This is a genomic window from Rhizobium phaseoli, from assembly GCF_001664385.1.
Lineage (GTDB): Bacteria > Pseudomonadota > Alphaproteobacteria > Rhizobiales > Rhizobiaceae > Rhizobium > Rhizobium phaseoli.
The window spans coordinates 421414-441197 of sequence record NZ_CP013532.1; the positions used below are offsets into that span (position 1 = coordinate 421414).

The following is a 19784-nucleotide window of genomic DNA, read 5'->3' on the forward strand; positions in this document are numbered from 1 at the left end:
CCTTGGGTTAGACCGCAGCCTCTGCGCGTTCGGCAAACAGGCTGTTCGTTCCGGTTCCGGTGATTCGCACTTTAATAATGTCACCGATTTGCGATGCTTTTGCATCAACATTCACTGATTGAAGCCAGGGAGAACGTCCGATTAGCTGGCCGGGCATGCGGCCGGGCTTTTCGAGCAACAGATCGATCTCCTTGCCGATGCAGGATTCGGCAAATTCCTGCTGCTGCTTCAAAAGAAGCGCTTGCAGGCGTTCCAGCCGTTCTGCCTTGATTTCTTCCGGCACCTGGTCCTTCAGTTCCGCGCCGGGTGTGCCCGGCCGTGTCGAGTATTTGAACGAGAAGGCCTGCGCGTAGCGCACCTCCTCTACAAGCCTCAGTGTATCCTCAAAATCCGCGTCTGTCTCCCCCGGAAAGCCGGTGATGAAATCGCCCGACAGCGCGATGTCGGGCCGCACGGTGCGGATGCGTTCGATCAGCGAGAGATATTCGGCGGCCGTATGGCGCCGGTTCATCGCTTTCAGGATGCGGTCCGAGCCCGATTGCACCGGCAGGTGCAGATAGGGCATCAGCGCCCTCAGGTCGCGATGCGCCTCGATCAGCCGGTCGTCCATGTCGCGCGGATGGCTGGTGGTATAGCGCAGCCGGGCAAGGCCGGGGATCTCGGCCAGGCGATAGAGCAGGTCGCCGAGGCTCCATGCCTCGCCCCGCGGTCCGGCGCCGTGCCAGGCGTTGACGTTCTGGCCGAGCAGGGTGATCTCGCGCACGCCGGCCTCGACCAGCTTTTCGGCTTCCTCGACGATCTGGGAAACCGGCCGCGACACTTCCGAGCCGCGCGTGTAGGGCACGACGCAGAAGGTGCAGAACTTGTCGCAGCCCTCCTGCACCGTCAGGAAAGCGGTGACGCCGCGGGCGCGGATCTTCCGGCTCTCGGCGATCGGCAGATGCTCGAACTTGTCCTCGATCGCATATTCGGTGTCGACGACGCGCTGGCCCTGTTGGGCCCGGCGCAGCGCTTCCGGCAGGCGATGATAGGTCTGCGGGCCGATGACGACGTCGACGGCGGGCGCCCGGCGCAGGATCTCCTCGCCTTCGGCCTGGGCGACGCAACCGGTGACGCCGATCATCATCTCCCGGCCGTCCGCCGCCTTCTTCTTCTTCATCTCGCGCAGCCGGCCGAGCGCGGAATAGACCTTCTCGGCCGCCTTTTCGCGGATATGGCAGGTGTTGAGCAGGACGAGGTCGGCCTCTTCCATGTCTTCCGTCGGCTCGTAGCCGTCGCGGGCGAGCGCATCGCTCATGCGCGTGGAATCATAGACGTTCATCTGGCAGCCATAGGTCTTGATGAAAACCTTGCGGCTGTTGGAGCCGTCACGGAGCATCGGCTCCGGGGCCTGGAGAAGGGCGCTGTCCTGTGTCATGGCGGCTATGTAGTGGTTTTTGCCGTCCGAGAAAATCAAAATCTTGTTTTAGCAGCTGCGCAAAAGTGTGGAGCGACCCCGCGGCAACGACATGTGCGAAAACCAGGAGCGCAAGCGCAAGCAGCGCATCTGAAGATCGCAACGCGTTTCAGGAAATTTCCCGCCCGCGCAGGCGGCTGTTCAGGAGGTTGCGGATGCGCGAGGCGATCGTCGCGCTGACCTCCTTGCGGTTGGTGTCGGCGCGGTATTCCACCGCTTCGCCGAAGGAAACCTCCGCGTCGAGGGCGCCGCATCTGACGATGTCGATCAGGTGCGGTAAGAGCTCGATATCGCCCGGCCAGGCGGCGAGCGGCCTGTGATAGCGTCCCATGGGGATGCCGTGCACCCTTGTATAGGCGATCGCCACCGGCTGCACCACGACCGTCCCCGTCGGCGAGGCAGGCACGGCCATCGCGGCCGCGCCGAACAGCGAGGATTTGACCTCCAGCAGCCGGTTGCCGTCCGAGGTCGTGCCCTCGGGAAAGAGCACGATGATTTCGCCGTCGGCCATGCGGCCGGCGATCTCATTGGCCTGGTGGCCGGTTTTGCGCCTCTCCTCGCGCACGACGAAGACGCTTTTCTGCAGCTTGGCGAGCATGCCGAAGATCGGCCAGTCGGCCACCTCGATCTTGGCGATGAAGGCGACGTCGGCCACCGCCGACATCACCATGATATCCATCCAGGACGAATGGTTGGAGCAGAGCATCAGCGGCCGGCGGTCTTCCAGCCTGCCGGTGACGCGCACGCGGATGCCGAGGCAATAGCAGATGATGCGGTGCCAGAGGCGCGGCAGCCGACGGCGCAGCCGCCAGTCGAAACGCAGCGCCAAGAGCTGCAGCGGTATGAGCACGATGCTGACGGCAAGGATGACGGCCGCAGCCAAGACAATGCGCAGCCAGACGATCAAATGTGCTGCTCCCGGGCGGCCATCGCTTCAGAGATCGTCCTTCTTCAACGGAATGCCGTAGAGCTCCAGGCGATGGTCGACCAGCTGGAAGCCATGCTCGCGGGCGATGCGCTCCTGCAGCGCCTCGATCTCCGGCGAGCGAAATTCGATCACCGTGCCGGTCTTCAGGTCGATGAGGTGGTCGTGGTGCTCTTCCGGCACGGTCTCGTAGCGCGAGCGCCCGTCGCGGAAGTCGTGGCGGGCGATGATGCCGGCATCCTCGAACAGTTTGACGGTGCGATAGACGGTCGAGATCGAGATTTTCGCATCGACCTTCACCGAGCGGCGGTAGAGCTCTTCGACGTCGGGATGATCGGCCGAATCTTCCAGGATACGCGCGATCACGCGGCGCTGCTCGGTCATGCGCATGCCGCGTTCGGCGCAAAGCTCCTCAAGGGTCTTGGCTACATCAGACATGGCCCGCCTTCACACTCGCGTTTCGACAACGCCCGCACGGTCATCGCGCCGGCCAGCGTGTCATCTCCTGCCAGGGAACTACCGAAGAACGCGCTTCATGACAAGCGCCGTGGAAAGGGCACCGTTTTCCTGCTTGTAGTAGCCTTGGCGCTCGCCGACCTTCTCGAAGCCGAGCTTGCGATAGAGGCCGAGAGCGGCCGTGTTGCCGTTATCGACCTCGAGAAACATGCTCTCGCCGCCGCGCGCCCGCGCCTCGCGCATCGCTGCCTGCATCAGCCGCCAGCCGAGCCCGGCGCGCGCTGCCTTGGCCTGGACGGCGATCGTCAGGATTTCCGCCTCGCCGGCGACCTGGCGGGCAAGGATGAAGCCGGGGAGCGGTTTTTTCAGAATAGCATTGGTCTGGCGCGCGACGAAGCCGAACACCGTCTCCTGCGACAGCAGGCTGTGAAATTCGCCGTCACCCCAGGGCCTGGCAAAACGCTCACCGTGCAGCACGGCGACATCGCGGCAATCCTCGCGCTCCATGGCGATGATCTCGAATTCCGGCTTCAGCGTCAGATAGGCTTCCAGCATGGTCACACTCGTCGCGCAATCGCATATCCGGCCTGCGGTTTGGCATCCGGTCCGCGCAGATAAAGGGGCTTTGGCTTTCCGGCATCGGCCGGGGCGGCAGCACCGAGGCGCGCCACCACCGAAATCGGAAACACGTTGGCATGGTCGCCGCCGGCGCCCGCCTTCAGCAGCGGCGTTGCCGAACCGGTGATCTCGCCGTCGAAGCCGGCGGCGAAAGCCTGCGCATCGGCGACGCTCGCCGCCCGCGGCGCATCGAGCGGCGAACCATCCGCGGCAAAGGACTGGAGATAGATTTCGTCCCGCTTGGCGTCCATTGCCGCAAGCACGGCGCGGCCGGGTGTCCTCTCCCGTTCGGCGGCCGCCATCACTTCGAGCGTGGTGACACCGACGACGGGGATTTGCAGGGATAGGGCAAAGCCGCGGGCTGCGGCCACGCCGACGCGGATACCGGTAAAGGAGCCGGGGCCAACGGTGACGGCAAGGCGGTCGACTTCAGAAAGCGTCATATCGGCCTGACCGAGCGCACGGTCGACGATACCGATCAGATGTTCAGCATGCCCCTTGCCGATCATGTCCGATGCCTCCCCCAGCACCGTATTCCTGCCGCTGTCATAAACGGCGGCAGAGCAATCTACACCTGCCGTGTCGAGCGCCAGAACGATCATGCCATCAATTTCCGAATAAACTCTTGTCGCTAACCATAAATCCGTCCGGCCGAACGAGAGATGAACGGCCCGAACGAATTCGAGATTTTCAAGCGGCAATCACTTCCTGCACTTCGGGTACGAAATGGCGCAGCAGGTTCTGGACGCCGTGCTTCAGCGTCGCCGTCGAAGACGGGCAGCCGGAGCAGGAGCCCTTCATATTGAGATAGACCTTGCCGTCCTTGAAGCCGCGGAAGGTGATGTCGCCGCCGTCCTGGGCAACGGCCGGGCGCACGCGGGTCTCCAGAAGTTCCTTGATGGTCAGCACGATCGATTCGTCGCCTTCGTCAAAGAACTCGTCGCCGGCATCGGCGTCTTCGGACAGAATGGAAGCGTCGCCCATGACCGGCTTGCCGGACATGAAATGCTCCATGATCGAGCCCAATATAGCCGGCTTAAGATGCTGCCATTCGGCATTGTCCTTGGAGACGGAAATGAAATCATAGCCGAAATAGACGCCGGTGACGCCGGGTATTTCGAACAGCCGGGCGGCAAGCGGCGAGGCTTCGGCCTCCGCGGCGCTGCGGAACTCGGCGGTGCCGTTTTCCATGACCACCTTGCCCGGCAGGAACTTCTGGGTGGCGGGATTCGGCGTGGCTTCGGTCTGAATGAACATCTGGCTCTCCATGCGGCAGGCCCGTGACCTCGGCCGTCTTTAGAATTCTTCAAAAGAAAATAGGCCCATTGCCTGATCTAATCAAGAGACTTGTACTCAAGAAATAGGCTCAGCAGAGCGCGTCGATTTCCTCGTTCGTCAGCGTATCCGGCAGCACGGTCACCGGAATCGGGAACGCCGCCGCGCGTCCGGCGACTGACGAAACCAGCGGTCCTGGACCCTCCTTCGCCGAACCGGCGGCCAGAACCAGGATCGCCACGTCGCGGTCTTCCTCGATCACGGCGTTGATCTGCTCGGCCGCACTGCCTTCGCGGATGACGATCTCGGGCTCGATGCCGATCGTCTCGCGCACGATCTGGGCGATCTTGGCGACCGTTGCCTCGGCTTCCTCGCGCGCCTCGGCCCGCATGATCTCCTCAACGCCGAGCCATTGCTGGAAATCGCCGTTGGGGATCACATAGAGCAGCACCAGGCCGCCATTGGAATTCTTCGCGCGCCGGCCGGCATAATGAACGGCGCGCTGGCATTCGGGGGTCCCGTCGATCACCGCCATGAACTTGCGCCGGTGACCTTCGAGCCGTGAGAGTCGCTTCGATACCATGGGGCGGACTCTGACACCTGAAGCGAAAAAATTGCAAGCGCAGTTTTTGCCGCTTCTCCTTCCGAATAGATCCTCTTCCCCCGAAGGGTAAGAAGAGGAGATCTGCCTCAGTAAAGGAAGCCGATGACGTCGCGCAGCTGGTTCATCGTCACCTCGGCGCGGGCCCGGGCGCGTTCGCCGCCCTTGCGCAGGATCGCATCGATGTGGCTGGTATCGTCCATCAGCCGGCGCATTTCGCCGGTGATCGGCGCCAGAACGTGGATGGCGAGATCGACCAGCGCCGGCTTGAAGACGGAGAACTGCTGGCCCCCGAATTCGGCAAGCACTTCCGACTTCGACTTGTCGGCAAGCGCGGCATAGATCGCCACCAGATTGTCGGCTTCCGGCCGACCCTGCAGACCGTCGATCTCGCTCGGCAAGCCGTCCGGATCGGTCTTGGCCTTGCGGATCTTCTTCGAGATCGCGTCCTCGTCGTCCATCAGGTTGATGCGCGACAGGTCGGAAGGGTCCGATTTCGACATTTTCTTGGTGCCGTCGCGCAGCGACATGACGCGCGGCGCCGGTCCGCCGATCAGCGGCTCGACCATCGGGAAATAAGCATGCACGGGCTCGTCGCCGACGGTGATGTCGATGCCGTAGCCGGTCCTGGCGATATGCTGGGCATAATCGAGGTTGAACTTCATGGCGATGTCGCGGGCAAGCTCGAGATGCTGCTTCTGGTCCTCACCGACAGGCACGTGCGTGGCGCGGTAGACGAGAATGTCGGCGGCCATCAGGCTCGGATAGGCGTAGAGCCCGAGCGAGGCCTGCTCGCGGTCCTTGCCGGCCTTGTCCTTGAACTGCGTCATGCGGTTCATCCAGCCGATGCGGGCGACGCAGTTGAAGATCCAGGCAAGTTCCGCATGCTGCGGCACGGCCGACTGATTGAAGACGATATGTTTTTCCGGATCGATGCCGGCGGCGATGAAGGCGGCGGCGATCGAGCGCGTCTGGCTCGGCATATCCTCGTGCACCAGCTGAGCGGTGAGCGCATGCATGTCGACGACGCAGTAGATGCAGTCATTGCCTTCCTGCAGCGCCACGAAGCGGCGGATCGCCCCGAGATAATTGCCGAGATGCAGATTGCCGGTCGGCTGCACGCCGGAGAATACGAGTTTCTTGAATTCGCTCATGTCGTCCTCAATAGGCTGGTGGAGGGCCCCAGGGCTTGTCGCCTGTGTTGCTAACGCCGCGGCTTATGCACGGGCAGCCGGTCGCAATCAAGGGGTTCAGTCTGCGGCATGCTGGATCAGATCGAAGCTGTTGCCGTAGGGATCGGCAAAGACCGCCACCGTGCCGTAGACCTCATGCCGCGGCTCTTCCGGAAAGCGCAGGCCGGCTGCAACCATGGCGGCGTGATCGCGGGCGAAATCGTCGGTCTTCAGGAAGAAGCCGACCCGGCCGCCCGTCTGGTTGCCGATGGCCGCCCGCTGCTCAACATTGACCGCCTGTGCGAGCAGAAAGGCGGCGCCGTCCCCGCCTCGCGGCTTCACCACCACCCAGCGCTTGCCCTGCGGCTGCGGCTCGTCTTGCAGGCAGTCGAACCCAAGCACATCGCAATAAAAGGCCTTGGCGCGGTCGTAATCGTCGACGACGAGGGTGACGAGGAAAAGCGAGTTGATCGTCATGCGACCTCCTGGGTTCGGATGTTTTTTTCATTTCGAGGCAGATAATACCCCGATTTTAAGCCGAATTGATCAGGGCGTTTAGCCACAATTGAGTATAAAATTTCACAGAAAAGCTTTTATTGAACTGAAAATCCTCCACCGAGCAGTGGCGGCCGGATGGCCGCCGTTCCAACCGCCCGGAGGGACCATGCAGAACCCCGCTTTGCTGGCCATGGCAGGCCTTTTCGCCCTACAATCAGCAACCAGCGCTGTCGGTCAAGACAGCAAAAGGCCGGCCATTCATCTGCCGAAACACGAGGCGCGTCTCGCCTACACGGTCCAGACCGTCAGTGTCCGTGCCGGGTGTTTTCCAACCCGTCTTCAGGCGATCCTGTCGCATATCGCCGCAAAAACCGGGCGCCGTCCGATCATCACCTCCGGCCTGAGGCCGCATCCCAGCCGTCATGGCTCCCTGCATGGCAAATGCCTGGCGGCCGATTTCAGGATGCCGGGCCTGTCGGAGCGCACCATCATCGCCGCCGCCAGAAGCGCGCCGGGAATCGGCGGCATCGGCAGTTATTGCAATGGCATCATTCACGTCGACGTCGGGCCGCAGAGGCGATGGGTCGATTGTTAGAGCTTATGCATCTTCTGCCGCTGCCGGCTTGCGGTTCAGATTGCGGCGGATCATGCCGAGATTTGCCCCGCCGATCAGGAAGGCGGCGGCGAAATAGACCAGCATGGAAATCGCAATCAACAGCCCCAGCGTGCCGATCTTGGTCAGAAGCGGTGCGCCCGAGGCAAGCCAAGGGGCAAAATACTGCTTGAGGACGACGATTGCCGCGCCCATGACAGCGGCGGCGACGATCAGAAGGGCGGCGCGTTTTGCCAGCGCCCATTCCCATGTCAGATGGCCGCGGCGCAGAAGCGTGGTGAACAGCAGCACCGTGCTGATCCAGCCGGCGGTGGCCTCGGCGACCGCGATACCGGGCGCGCCCATATAGGGGAAGAGCGTCAGCGCGGTGGCGCAGTTGGTCGCAACGGCGATCGCCGAGAAGCGCATCGGCGTTTTGGTGTCCTCGCGGGCATAGAAGCCGGGCTGCAGCGCCTTGATCAGAACGAAGGCCGGCAGGCCGATGCCGTAGATCGCCAGGATTGAGCCGACGACGAGGGTGTTTTCCTGATGGAAGGCGCCGCGCTCATAGAGCACGCGGATGATCTCGTCGGACAGGATCCAGAGCGCGAAGGCGGCGGGAATGGTGAGGAACAGCACGAATTCGATCGAGCGGTTCTGCAGGTTGCCGGCCTCGCGCAGGTGGCCGGCCTTCAAGGCGCGCGCCAGCTCCGGCAGCAGCACCACGCCGACGGCGACGCCGACGACGCCGAGCGGCAGCTGGTAGATGCGGTCGGCATATTGCAGCGCCGCGATCGCACCGTCGCGGGAGGAGGCGATCGCCTGGCCGATCAGCTGGTTGATCTGGGTGATGCCGCCGGTGACGGCGGCCGGCACGGCCAGAATCAGCAGCCGTTTGACGTTCGGCGTCATCTTCGGGAAGCGCAGGCCGATGCTCATGCCGGCCGCAAGCACGCCGACATAGACGACGGCGAGCTGCAGCAGGCCGGCGACAAGTACGCCCCAGGAGAGATACCAGGCGGTCGCCAGCGGATCGGCGCCGGTATAGAGCGCATAGAACAGCGCCCCGATCATCACCACGTTGAGGAAGACGGGCGCGATGGCGGCGGCAAAGAAATGATGCAGCGAATTCAGCATGCCGCTCATCATCGCCGTCAGCGACATGCACATGAGATAGGGAAACATCACGGCCGCCATGCGGATCGTGATCGAGAATTTCTCAGGGTCGTCGGCGAAACCCGGCGCGATGATAAAACGCACCAGCAGCGGCATGGAGAGCTCCATCACGATGGTGATGAGGAGCAGCACCGAAAACAGGACGCCGAAGACTTCCTCCGAAAAGCGCTTGGCGCCATCGGTGCCGTTCGCCTCGATCTCCTTGGCAAAGAGCGGCACGAAGGCTGCGTTGAAGGCGCCTTCGGCAAACAGCCGGCGGAAGAGGTTCGGAAAACGGAAGGCCGCGTAGAAGACGTCGGCCATCGGCCCGGTGCCGAGTGCGGCCGCCATCAGGGTTTCGCGGGCGAAGCCGAAGATGCGGCTGCCGAGGGTGGCGCCGCCGACGGTCGCGAATTTCTTGACGAGGCTCATGCTTGATAGCTCATGCGGGGGAATCGGCTTTCTTTTCGGCTGGGGGCGATGTCCGGGCGGTGGCGGCGGGCGCGATGATGCCGGAAGGCATGCGCTCGCGCAGTTCGTCCTCCTCCTCGGCCATCACCGCCTTCATCCGGGCGGTGATGTTAGCGCGCTTGCTGTCGCCCGAGATTTTCTGGCCGACCAGGTCGGTGACGTAGAAGGTGTCGATCACCTTCTCGCCGAACGTGGTGATGCGGGCCGACTGAATGTCGAGCGACAAATCGGAGAGCACGGCGGTGATCTCCGACAAGAGGCCAGGGCGGTCGAGGCACTCGACCTCGATGACGGTGAACTTGTTCGACAGGCTGTTGGTGATGTTGACCGACGGCGGAATGACGAAGGCCTTGCTTTTCTTGCGGTTGCGCGTGCGTGTGGCGATGACCTCGGGCAGGCGCTTGCGCCCCGACAGCACGTCCTCGATCATCCGCCCGATCGTGCCGGCGCGGCGCAGCTCGTCGGCGTCGTCGGCAAATTCGCGGCTGACATGGATCGTATCGAGCGCCCGTCCGTCCGAGGTCGTGAAGATTTGCGCGTCGACGATGTTGGCACCGGCTGCCGCACACGCCCCGGCAATGACGGCAAGCAGCCGCGGGTGGTCGGGCGACAGCACGGTGATCTCGGTGATCGCGTGGAAACTGTCGGTCCGCACCATGGTGGCGAGCGCCTGGCCTGCCTTGTCGGCCTGGCGGATGAAATGCGCATGGCGGAGCTGGTCTTCCAGCGGCACGGAAAGCAGATAGGGCTGGTAATGCAGCTTGGTATAGGTGTTGCGGTCCTTCTGGCTCCAGTCGGAGAGCGCAGCGCGCAACGCCTCGGCGGCGGCGTTCGCCCGCTCCTTGCGCGAGACTTCCGAGAAACCGCCGGCCAAAAGCAGCTCGGTTTCATAATAGAGCGTCCGCAGAAGCTGGCCCTTCCAGCCGTTCCAGACCCCGGGGCCGACGGCGCGGATATCGCAGATCGTCAGGATCAGCAGCATCTTCAGCCGGTCGAGCGACTGCACCCGGTCGGCGAAATCGGTGATGGTCTTGCGGTCAGTGAGGTCGCGGGTCTGCGCCACCATCGACATGGTCAGATGTTCCTCGATCAGCCAGACGACGATTTCCGTCTGCTTTTGCGACAGGCCGAAACGGGCGCAGAGCTTGCGGGCGACGCGGGCGCCGGCAATCGAGTGATCCTCCAGCCGGCCCTTGGCGATATCGTGGAGAAGAACGGCGACGTAGAGCGCCTCGCGGTCCTCGATATTTGCGATCAGCTTGTTGGCGAGCGGGTGCAGATCCTCGGAACGCGACTTGTCGATCTCGGAGAGAACGTCGACGGTGCGAATCAGATGTTCGTCGACCGTATAGTGGTGATACATGTTGAACTGCATCATCGCGACGATCTTGCCGAAATCGGGAATGAAACGGCCGAGCACGCCGGCCTCGTTCATGCGGCGCAGGATCAGCGCCGGGTCGCGTTTCGATGTCAGGATCGACATGAACAGGCGGTTGGCTTCGTCGTTTTCCCTGAGCCGGTTATCGATCAGGGCAAGCGAACGGGTGACGCGCTTCAGCGCATCGGGGTGAAATTCCAGCCCATTGATGTCGGCGACATGGAAGAGCCGCAGGATGCTGACCGGATCGCGCTTGAAGACATCAGGGTCGGCGAGCGCGATGCGACCGCGGTCTTCGACGAATTCGACGCTGCCGGCAATCTTGCGGGTGCGATGGGTGAAACGGCTGATCACGCCGGTGAGGCCGGGAATCGACTTGGCCTGCTGGTCTTCGAGCGCGGCGCACAGGATGCGGGTCAAATCGCCGACATCCTTGGCAACCAGGAAATAATGTTTCATGAAGCGCTCGACGGCCGAAAGGCCGGGGCGGGTGTGGTAGCCGAAGGCTTCGGCGATCTCGCGCTGGATGTCGAAGGACAGCCGCTCCTCTGCCTTGCCGGTCAGGAAGTGCATATGGCAGCGCACCGCCCAGAGGAAATCATCGGCCTTCTCGAGCAGGCGATATTCGTGCTTCGACAGGACGCCGAGCTTGACGAGCTCCGCCTGGTCGCGCACGTGATAATAATATTTCGAGATCCAGAACAGCGTGTGCAGGTCGCGAAGCCCGCCTTTGCCTTCCTTGACGTTCGGTTCGACGAGATAACGCGTGTCGCCGGCCTTGCGGTGGCGTTCGTCGCGCTCGGCAAGCTTGGCGGCAATGAACTCCGGGCCGGTGCCGGTGACAATTTCCTTGTCGAAGCGGGTCTCGAGCTCGGTTTCCAGCCGCTGCAGTCCGCAGATAAAGCGCATCTCCAGGATGGCGGTGCGGATCGTCATGTCGGACTTGGAAAGCGCAATGCACTCCTCCACCGTGCGGGTGGCGTGGCCGACCTTGAAGCCCATGTCCCAGAGCACGTAGAGCATGAATTCGACCGCCTTGTGCGTCTCTTCCGCCGGCCGCGGCAGGAAGAGGAAGAGCAGGTCGATATCCGAGCCCGGCGCCAGCGTGTCGCGGCCATAGCCGCCGACGGCGGTGACGGCGAACTTGTCCTTCTGCTGCGGAAAGATGTGGGAGGTGGCGAAATTGTAGAGGACGGTGATGATCTGGTCCTGCAGCCAGGAAATCCGGTAGGCGCAATTCAACCCGCTGCCGTCGGCGGCAAGCGCCGCACGCGCCTTCTGCCGGCCCTCGGTGCTCGCCTTTTTCAGGACGGCGAGGAGATCGCTGCGCATGACGTCGGGCCGGTTTCGGTTGGCCTCGGCAACGGCATCGCACTGGTTCTGCAGCAGTTCGGTGTCGAGAATCGTGGAGAAATCGAGGTCGCGCATTGCTTTCGCCGGAGTGGCGTCCTGTTCATGCCGGGCTGCCGGTTCGCGGCCTGCCGCTGGTTTCGTCTGCATGCGCTATAGCCTCTTTGCCCGGCGATTGACACGGGCTTTCATACTGCAAGAACCTTTAAATTTGGCGAAATGGTGTTGGTCCGCTGCTGGATGCGGGGACGCTTTGACGCAAGCAGCGGACTTTCCCGAAAAGCCTCAGCTCGCGAACTCGGCCTGCAGCGAATACAAGACCTGCCGTGTCTCGCTCAGGATCTCCTCGAGTGTCTGGCGGTCGCATTCGCGATAGCCTGCCTTGGCGATCGAAGTGGCGAGTTCCGAGATTGTAGCGCAACTGCGCGTCATTTTCAGCAGGCCGATCGGCGAGGTCCAGCCGCGTGCATTGCGGTCCCGGTCGGCGCGTCGCATGGTGTCGAGCAGGGAGCAGATCAGCGACAGGCGCTCGGTTTCGCGAACCAGTTTTTCCATGAACATCGGCCGCGCTCCTATTTCAGCTTCTTCTTGAGATTGTAAAGCGCATCCATCGCCTCGCGCGGCGTCATGTCGTCGAGGCTCATCGCCTTCAAAGCCTCCTCGACCTTGGACGGGCCGCGGGCCGCGTCCTCGCGGCGCACCGCCACCTGGAAGAGCGGCAGGTCGTCGATCAGCTGGCTCGCCGGGTTCTTGCGGTCGGCATCCTCGAGGCGGGTGAGCACGTCGCGGGCCCGCGCCACGACCGAGGCCGGAAGTCCGGCGAGGCGGGCGACCTGAATGCCGTAGGACCGGTCGGCCGCACCGGGCCCGACCTCATGCAGGAAGATGACGTCGCCATCCCATTCCTTGACGCGCATCGTGGCGTTCGATAGCCGGCCAAGTTTCTCCGACAGCACGGTCAGCTCGTGGAAATGCGTGGCGAACAGACCGCGGCAGCGATTGGCCTCGTGCAGGTGCTCGACGGCGGCCCAGGCGATCGACAGGCCGTCGAAGGTGGCGGTGCCGCGGCCGATCTCGTCGAGGATGACGAGCGAGCGGTCGCTCGCCTGGTTGAGGATCGCAGCCGTCTCGACCATCTCGACCATGAAGGTCGAGCGCCCGCGCGCCAGGTCGTCGGAGGCGCCGACGCGCGAGAACAGCCGGTCGACGATGCCGATATGGGCGGATGTCGCCGGCACGAAAGAGCCCATCTGCGCCAGTATCGCGATCAGCGCGTTCTGGCGCAGAAAGGTCGATTTACCGCCCATGTTCGGGCCGGTCAGCAGCCAGATGGCGCCGTCCTTGGCGCCGTCCTTCGGCGAAAGATCGCAACGGTTGGCGACGAAGGGGCCACCCGCCTGCCGCCGCAATGCCTGCTCGACAACAGGATGACGGCCGCCCTCGACGGCAAACATCTTCGAGCCGTCGACCTGCGGCCGGCAATAGGCCTGCTCCTCGGCGAGCAGCGCGAGACCCGCGGCGACGTCGATGACGGCGAGCGCCCGGGCGCCTGATTTGATCGCCTCGGCTTCCGCCACGACGGCCGCCGTCATCTTGTCGAAGGCTTCGAGTTCGATCGAAAGCGCCCGGTCGGCGGCATTGGCGATGCGGCTTTCGAGATCGGCAAGTTCGGTCGTGGTGAAGCGCATCGCGCTCGCCATCGTCTGGCGGTGGATGAAGCGGGCCTTGGCTTCCGCCGTATCGGTCATCGGCCCGGCATTGCCGGCGGTGACCTCGATGAAATAGCCGAGAATATTGTTGTGCTTGATCTTCAGCGAGCGGATGCCGGTTTCCTCGGCATATTGCAGCTGCAGCCCGGCGATGACGCGGCGCGACTGGTCGCGCAGCGCACGGACCTCGTCGAGTTCGCCGCTGGCGCCGTCGCGCAGGAAACCGCCGTCGCGCTTGAGCAACGGCAGTTCGTCGGCGAGCGTCTCGGCAAGCAGCGTTTCCAGGCTCGCGGGAAGCGCTTTCAGTCCGGACAGCGCCTCGCCGAGTTCTTCCGGCAGCATGGCGGTGGCGAGCAGATCCGCGAGCCCGCTTGCGGCCTGCAGGCCCTGGCGGATGGCCGCGAGATCACGCGGGCCGCCGCGGTCGAGCGCCAAGCGCGAGAGCGCCCGCGGCATGTCGGGCACATGTTTCAGCGTATCGCGCAGCCTGCCGCAGAGCGAGGGCTCGTCGATCAAGAAACCGATCGAATCGAGCCGGGCATTGATGCGGGCGGGGTCGGTGAGCGGCGACATCAGCCGCTCGGCCAGAAGCCTGGCGCCGCCGCCGGTGACGGTGCGGTCGATCGCCTTCAGCAGCGAACCGTTGCGATCGCCCGACAGCGTGCGGGCAAGCTCGAGATTGGCGCGGGTGGCGGGGTCGATGAACAGCGTCGAGGCGGCACTTTCCCGCTCGGGCTGCCCGAGCGGCGGACGCTCGGCGATCTGCGTCTTCTCGACGTAGGCGACGGCGGCTGCGGCTGCCGCAAGCTCGGCGCGCGAGAAGCTGCCGAAGCCGTCCAGCGTCGAAACGCCGAAATAGCGGGCGATTCGGCCTTCGGCGCTGGCGCTGTCGAAGAGCACCGCCGGCTGCGGCACCGCCGTTCGGCCGAGCACGTCAAAGACGGGTTTCAGCTCGGGATCGTGGAAAATCGTATCGGGCAGGATCAGCTCGCGCGGATCGATGCGCAGGATGTCGGCGAGCAGCCGCGAACTTTCCGTCTCCGCCAGCCGGAAGACGCCGGTGGAAATATCGATCCAGGCAAGTGCCAGCGCCGGTTCGGCCCCGCCGCGAATGCGGGCGAGCGCCATCAGATAGTTGGATTCCGAGGGCGATAGCAGCTTTTCCTCGGTGATCGTGCCCGGCGTGACCAGCCGCACGACATCGCGCTTGACGACGGATTTGCCGCCGCGTTTTTTTGCTTCGGCCGGATCTTCGACCTGCTCGCAGACGGCGACGCGGAAACCGAGTGAAATCAGCTTCTGCAGATAATCGTCGGCGGCATGCACCGGCACGCCGCACATCGGGATATCCTGGCCCATATGCTGGCCGCGCTTCGTCAGCGTGATGCCGAGCGCGCGCGAAGCCTCCAGCGCATCCTCGAAGAACAGCTCGTAGAAGTCGCCCATGCGATAGAACAGCAGCGAACCGGGGTTGTTCGCCTTGATCTCGATATATTGCTCCATCATCGGCGTTGCAGAGGCACGGCTTTCCGCCGTGGCAAGCTCGGCAGCCGAAAAGGCTTCATTTTCTGTGTCGATTCGTGCGTTCACGGAGGTGCAGTTTTTCCCAAAAAAACAGGTGCCAACCCTATCCGCGCGCCGCTATAGATGACAACAGCATTTGAGGAAGAGCAAAGCGTCGCCCACAGGACGTTGGAGGATTTATGCCCGATATCGATAAGAAGGACCGGCCGACGACATCAGTGACCGACCAGGAGGCGCTCGATTTTCATGCGATGGGCCGGCCCGGCAAGCTGGAAGTCGTCCCGACCAAGCCGATGGCAACGCAGCGCGACCTGTCGCTGGCCTATTCCCCGGGTGTCGCCGTCCCCGTCAAGGCGATCGCCGCCGACCCGCAGACGGCCTACGACTACACGGCGCGCGGCAACATGGTCGCGGTCATCTCCAACGGCACTGCCATTCTCGGCCTCGGCAATCTCGGCGCGCTCGCCTCCAAGCCGGTCATGGAAGGCAAGTCGGTCCTCTTCAAGCGCTTCGCCGACGTCGACTCTATCGATCTCGAAATCGATACCGAAAATGTCGACGAGTTCATCAATTGCGTGCGCTTCCTCGGCCCCTCCTTCGGCGGCATCAACCTGGAGGACATCAAGGCGCCGGATTGCTTCGTCATCGAAAGCCGGCTGCGCGAGCTGATGGATATTCCGGTGTTTCACGACGATCAGCATGGTACGGCGATCATCGCCGCCGCCGGCCTGATCAACGCGCTGGAGCTGACCGGCCGCGACCTGAAGACGACGAAGCTCGTCTGCAACGGCGCGGGAGCGGCGGCGATTGCCTGCGTCGAGCTCATCAAGGCGATGGGTTTTGCGCCTGAAAACATCATCCTATGCGATACCAAGGGCGTCATCTACCAGGGCCGCACCGAGGGCATGAACCAGTGGAAATCGGCGCATGCGGCAATGACCGACGCCCGCACGCTGGAAGAGGCGATGAAGGGTGCCGACGTCATTTTCGGCCTGTCGCAGAAGGGCGCCTTCTCGGCCAAGATGATCCGCTCGATGGCCGATCGGCCGATTATCTTCGCCATGGCCAATCCCGATCCCGAAATCACCCCGGAAGAGGTCGCCCGCATTCGCGACGACGCCATCATGGCGACAGGCCGCTCGGACTATCCGAACCAGGTCAACAACGTCCTCGGCTTCCCCTATATCTTCCGCGGCGCGCTCGACGTGCGCGCCTCGACGATCAACGACGCCATGAAGATCGCCGCCGTTAACGCGCTGGCCAATCTTGCCCGCGAGGACGTGCCCGATGATGTGGTCGCCGCCTATCAGGGCAACCGGCCGCGTTTCGGGGCGCAATACATCATCCCCGTTCCATTCGATCCGCGGCTGATCTCGGCCATCCCGGTCGCGGTCGCGCAGGCCGCAATCGAGACCGGCGTTGCCCGCAAGGTCATCACCGATATGGCCGGTTACGCCCGCGAGCTTTCGGCCCGCCGCGATCCGATCGCCTCGACGCTCGCCAGCCTCTACGAGCGGGTGCGCCGCCGGCCGAAGCGGATCGTCTTTGCCGAAGCCGAGGAAGAGCAGGTGCTGCGCGCAGCATTGTCCTATGCCAATCAGCAGCTCGGCACCGCGCTGCTGCTCGGTCGCGAGGACCTGATCCGGGCGACGGCGGAGCGCGCCGGCATCGATCTCAACCGCCCCGGCCTCGAGATCGTCAATGCCCGTATCTCCACCCGCGTCGAGGCCTATATCGATTATCTCTATGCAAGGCTTCAGCGGCACGGCTATCTCCACCGCGATGCCCAGCGTCTGATCCACAACGATCGCAACCACTTCGCCGCTACCATGGTGGCGTTGGGCGACGCCGACGGCATGGTGACGGGCATCACCCGCAACTATTCGACCGCGCTCGAAGATGTGCGCCGCTGCATCGACGAGAAGCCAGGCCATCGCGTCATCGGCGTGTCGCTGGCGCTCTGCCGCGGCCGCACCGTCTTCGTCGCCGATACCGCGGTGCATGACATGCCGACGGCCGAGCAGCTCGCCGATATCGCCGAGGAAGCCGCCGGTCTCGCGCGCCGCATGGGCTATCCGCCGCGCGTCGCCATGCTTGCCTATTCCACCTTCGGCCATCCCTCCGGCGAACGCTCCGAGCGGGTGCGCGAGGCGGTGAAGATCCTCGACAAGCGCCGCGTCGATTTCGAATATGACGGTGAGATGGCCGCCGATGTCGCGCTGAACCGCAAGGTGATGGAGCAATATCCGTTCTGCCGGCTCTCCGGCCCCGCCAACGTGCTGGTCATGCCGGCCTTCCACTCGGCCTCGATCTCGACCAAGATGCTGCAGGAACTCGGCGGCTCGACGGTGATCGGCCCGATCCTCGTTGGCCTCGACAAGGCCGTGCAGATCACTTCGATGGGCGCCAAGGATAGCGATATCGTCAACATGGCGGCGATCGCTGCCTACGGGGCGGGTTCGTAAACTCGCCTCTGCCTCCCATTCGAGAGGGTATTTCGCGCCCGGCCGACAGCACGTCGGTCGGGCGCGCCTTTTTGTGGCTTGCTCCCCGAAGATATGGTTGAAAGGCTCAATCCGATAAGTAATACTTTTGAAACAATGCCCGCGGCATATAAATGATATTCATCAGCCGTTTGGATTCCCATGTCGGAAAACGCATCCCCGAATTTCACTGCCCGATTTCAGGGGACAACGTTCGACGATATGGTCGAGGCTCTGACCAAGGGGTTCGGTTCGTTCGACGCATGGCGAAATGGTCGAGACAAACCACTCGACTGGAAAGTCGGGTTTTGGGGTGATGAGAGGTTGTCGCTGGTCAGCAACCAGGATTCCGGCGGCTGGGGTGCAAGAACGGCAGATGGAACGCCGGAAACCCTGGCCATCATCGTTCCGCGCACGGGAGCTCTCGACGTCGCCTTTGGTCGGACCTTGGCCGAAGCAACACCCGGGCGGCTGTTGATGGCGAACAATCTTGAGCCGGAACGGGTTTCGGTACGGGCAGCGCCACACCGGTCGGACACACTCAGTCTAAGTTGGGCGATCGTAGCTCAGACCGTCGCCGCCGTATTGGAGACCCCGCTCACCGGGGCACTGGACCTGGCGCCGGTCGTTGATCGTTCCACGGCGGCGGGACAGCTGATCTTCGGTCTCGCTCAAACGATGATCATCGGCATGCGCAACGGCGGCCCGCTACTCCACTCGCCGATTGCCATATCAAACCTCACCCAGGCATTTGCCGATCTGGTCGTACGTTTGGTTCCTCATCGGCTCTCGCATCTTCTGGATAAGAAAATCCATCTGATCGCACCGCGGCATGTCCGTCGCGCAATTGAATTTATGCATGCGAACATCGCGCAGCCGTTGACGATGCAGAATGTCGCGGACGCGGCGGGCATTTCCATTCGCGCTCTTGAAGTCGGCTTTCGGGCCTTCAAGGCAAACACACCGTCTGCCTACCTCAGGACGATCCGTTTGCAGGCGGTCCGGGAGGATCTGCGCGATCCTTCAAACCGCCAGCCGTTGCGGGACATCTGTTTGAAGTGGGGGTTCTTCCACTTGGGCCGTTTTGCGGCAATCTATCGGGCGGCCTATGGCGAGAATCCGTCGGACACGCGAAGGCGATCCGATCTTTGAGACGCCGATCGCGAGCCTGGGAGGTTTGCGCCAGGGCAGCATGCTGCAAGCCGACCAGAAAAGACTTTAGCTCGCGAAGCGGCCGGCGTCGGCGCCGTAATAGTTCAGGTAGCGGTCGGAAATGCTGGAGATAGGCAGCACGATCAGCACGTCTGTCGTGTTGAAGGCGTGGTCGATGACCGCGCTGGAGCCGACCATCGCGCCGAGGCGAAGGTACCCCTTGATGAGCGGCGGCAGGGCCATCAGCGCCCGCTTCGGGTTGACCGCCTCGACCGGCATCAGGTCCATGTTGCGGGCGAGATGCGGCAATGCGCCGACGGCCCATTCGTCCTTCGCCAGCACATTATGGTAGAGGAAGGACAGTGCCAGCGCATGGCTTTCGAGATAGACACCGGGGAACGAGGCGCAGCCGAACATGGCGCTCATGCCGTGTTTCAGCGCATAGGCCCAATTGCCCTGCCACAGGAGCTCGACGGTGCGCTTGGTGCGGTATTCCGGCAACACGCAGGAACGGCCGAGCTCCATGAAGCGCTTCTCCGGATGCTTGGCGAGAAGCCCCTCGATCTCGAATTCGGAAGCCGAGTAAAAACCGCCATTGGCCATGGCGACATCTTGGCGCAGCAGCCGATAGGTGCCGACGATCTGGTCTTCCGGATCGCCTTCGATCGCACGGTCGAGAACAAGAAGATGATCGCAGAAGGCATCATAAGCGTCGACATCACGCTGGCGGCGCATGGCGTCCAGCGGCAGCTGCGCTTTCATTTCGTCGACGAAGACCCGGTAGCGCACCGCCTGGGCGGCGTCGATCTCGCGCGCCGAGCGGGCAAGGCGCGTTTCCAGATTGCCGATCCGGCCCAGGATATCGCCGTCCTTCTGGGCAGCAGCCGTCGACGGCCGTGCAGCCTCCGCGGTGACGTCACGATTGAGGATGTCGATGGAGGACATGGCGATTCTCCGGTTGCCGGCTTA

General features: G+C 63.3%; 17 protein-coding genes. 3 read left to right on the plus strand and 14 right to left on the minus strand.

The genetic code is table 11. The features are described 5' to 3' along the window. Positions 1-7: 7 nt before the first annotated feature. The 9 genes from miaB to AMC88_RS02085 form a co-directional block, all read right to left on the minus strand. Positions 8-1417 carry a tRNA (N6-isopentenyl adenosine(37)-C2)-methylthiotransferase MiaB gene (gene miaB, locus AMC88_RS02045; protein ID WP_012482414.1) on the minus strand — a complete coding sequence of 470 codons (1410 nt, stop codon included), beginning with the start codon at positions 1415-1417 and terminating at the stop codon, positions 8-10. A gap of 148 nt (positions 1418-1565) precedes the next feature. Beyond that, on the minus strand, positions 1566-2363 hold the full coding sequence (olsA, locus tag AMC88_RS02050; protein ID WP_012482415.1) for a lyso-ornithine lipid O-acyltransferase: 798 nt from the start codon (positions 2361-2363) through the stop codon (positions 1566-1568). A 27-nt stretch (positions 2364-2390) separates the two neighbouring features. After that, complete coding sequence (locus tag AMC88_RS02055; RefSeq protein ID WP_010004259.1) at positions 2391-2819, minus strand: Fur family transcriptional regulator; 429 nt, start codon at positions 2817-2819, stop codon at positions 2391-2393. A 78-nt stretch (positions 2820-2897) separates the two neighbouring features. Continuing rightward, positions 2898-3392 carry a GNAT family N-acetyltransferase gene (locus AMC88_RS02060; protein WP_004679835.1) on the minus strand — a complete coding sequence of 165 codons (495 nt, stop codon included), beginning with the start codon at positions 3390-3392 and terminating at the stop codon, positions 2898-2900. Between the two features lie 2 nt (positions 3393-3394). Beyond that, positions 3395-4057: a tRNA (adenosine(37)-N6)-threonylcarbamoyltransferase complex dimerization subunit type 1 TsaB gene (gene tsaB / locus AMC88_RS02065; protein WP_012482416.1), complete on the minus strand. Its 663-nt coding sequence runs from the start codon at positions 4055-4057 to the stop codon at positions 3395-3397. 88 nt (positions 4058-4145) lie between these two features. After that, positions 4146-4712 carry a NifU family protein gene (locus AMC88_RS02070; RefSeq protein ID WP_010005468.1) on the minus strand — a complete coding sequence of 189 codons (567 nt, stop codon included), beginning with the start codon at positions 4710-4712 and terminating at the stop codon, positions 4146-4148. A 109-nt stretch (positions 4713-4821) separates the two neighbouring features. Beyond that, on the minus strand, positions 4822-5313 hold the full coding sequence (locus tag AMC88_RS02075; RefSeq protein WP_004679831.1) for a universal stress protein: 492 nt from the start codon (positions 5311-5313) through the stop codon (positions 4822-4824). 107 nt (positions 5314-5420) lie between these two features. Further along, a complete protein-coding gene (gene trpS, locus AMC88_RS02080; RefSeq protein ID WP_012482417.1) occupies positions 5421-6485 on the minus strand; it encodes a tryptophan--tRNA ligase in 1065 nt (354 codons plus the stop codon). A gap of 96 nt (positions 6486-6581) precedes the next feature. Continuing rightward, a complete protein-coding gene (locus AMC88_RS02085) occupies positions 6582-6980 on the minus strand; it encodes a VOC family protein (RefSeq protein ID WP_064824737.1) in 399 nt (132 codons plus the stop codon). Positions 6981-7167: 187 nt separating this feature from the next. Here AMC88_RS02085 and AMC88_RS02090 point away from each other — a divergent pair, with 187 nt between their 5' ends. Continuing rightward, positions 7168-7596, plus strand: a complete 429-nt coding sequence (locus AMC88_RS02090) for a YcbK family protein (protein ID WP_012482419.1) — start codon at positions 7168-7170, stop codon at positions 7594-7596. A gap of 3 nt (positions 7597-7599) precedes the next feature. Here AMC88_RS02090 and murJ read toward each other — a convergent pair whose 3' ends face one another. The 4 genes from murJ to mutS form a co-directional block, all read right to left on the minus strand. Continuing rightward, a complete protein-coding gene (gene murJ / locus AMC88_RS02095) occupies positions 7600-9180 on the minus strand; it encodes a murein biosynthesis integral membrane protein MurJ (RefSeq protein ID WP_064824738.1) in 1581 nt (526 codons plus the stop codon). A gap of 10 nt (positions 9181-9190) precedes the next feature. Next, entirely contained in the window at positions 9191-12097 is a 2907-nt protein-coding gene (locus AMC88_RS02100) for a [protein-PII] uridylyltransferase (RefSeq protein WP_064824739.1), read from the minus strand. A 135-nt stretch (positions 12098-12232) separates the two neighbouring features. Then, the gene (locus tag AMC88_RS02105) at positions 12233-12508 is read right to left on the minus strand and encodes a hypothetical protein (RefSeq protein WP_010013594.1); all 276 of its coding nucleotides are present in this window, start codon (positions 12506-12508) and stop codon (positions 12233-12235) included. Between the two features lie 11 nt (positions 12509-12519). Next, positions 12520-15246 carry a DNA mismatch repair protein MutS gene (mutS, locus tag AMC88_RS02110; protein WP_064824740.1) on the minus strand — a complete coding sequence of 909 codons (2727 nt, stop codon included), beginning with the start codon at positions 15244-15246 and terminating at the stop codon, positions 12520-12522. Positions 15247-15359: 113 nt separating this feature from the next. On the opposite strand from mutS, the gene AMC88_RS02115 reads away from it, so the two are divergent. Together AMC88_RS02115 and AMC88_RS02120 are read left to right on the plus strand one after the other, a co-directional pair. Continuing rightward, positions 15360-17645, plus strand: coding sequence for an NADP-dependent malic enzyme (locus AMC88_RS02115; RefSeq protein ID WP_064824741.1), 2286 nt, complete (start codon positions 15360-15362; stop codon positions 17643-17645). Between the two features lie 180 nt (positions 17646-17825). After that, on the plus strand, positions 17826-18815 hold the full coding sequence (locus AMC88_RS02120; protein ID WP_064824742.1) for a helix-turn-helix transcriptional regulator: 990 nt from the start codon (positions 17826-17828) through the stop codon (positions 18813-18815). 66 nt (positions 18816-18881) lie between these two features. Here the strand turns inward: AMC88_RS02120 and olsB are convergent, their stop codons facing one another. Continuing rightward, positions 18882-19760, minus strand: coding sequence for a l-ornithine N(alpha)-acyltransferase (gene olsB, locus AMC88_RS02125; protein ID WP_004679816.1), 879 nt, complete (start codon positions 19758-19760; stop codon positions 18882-18884). Positions 19761-19784 lie beyond the last annotated feature (24 nt).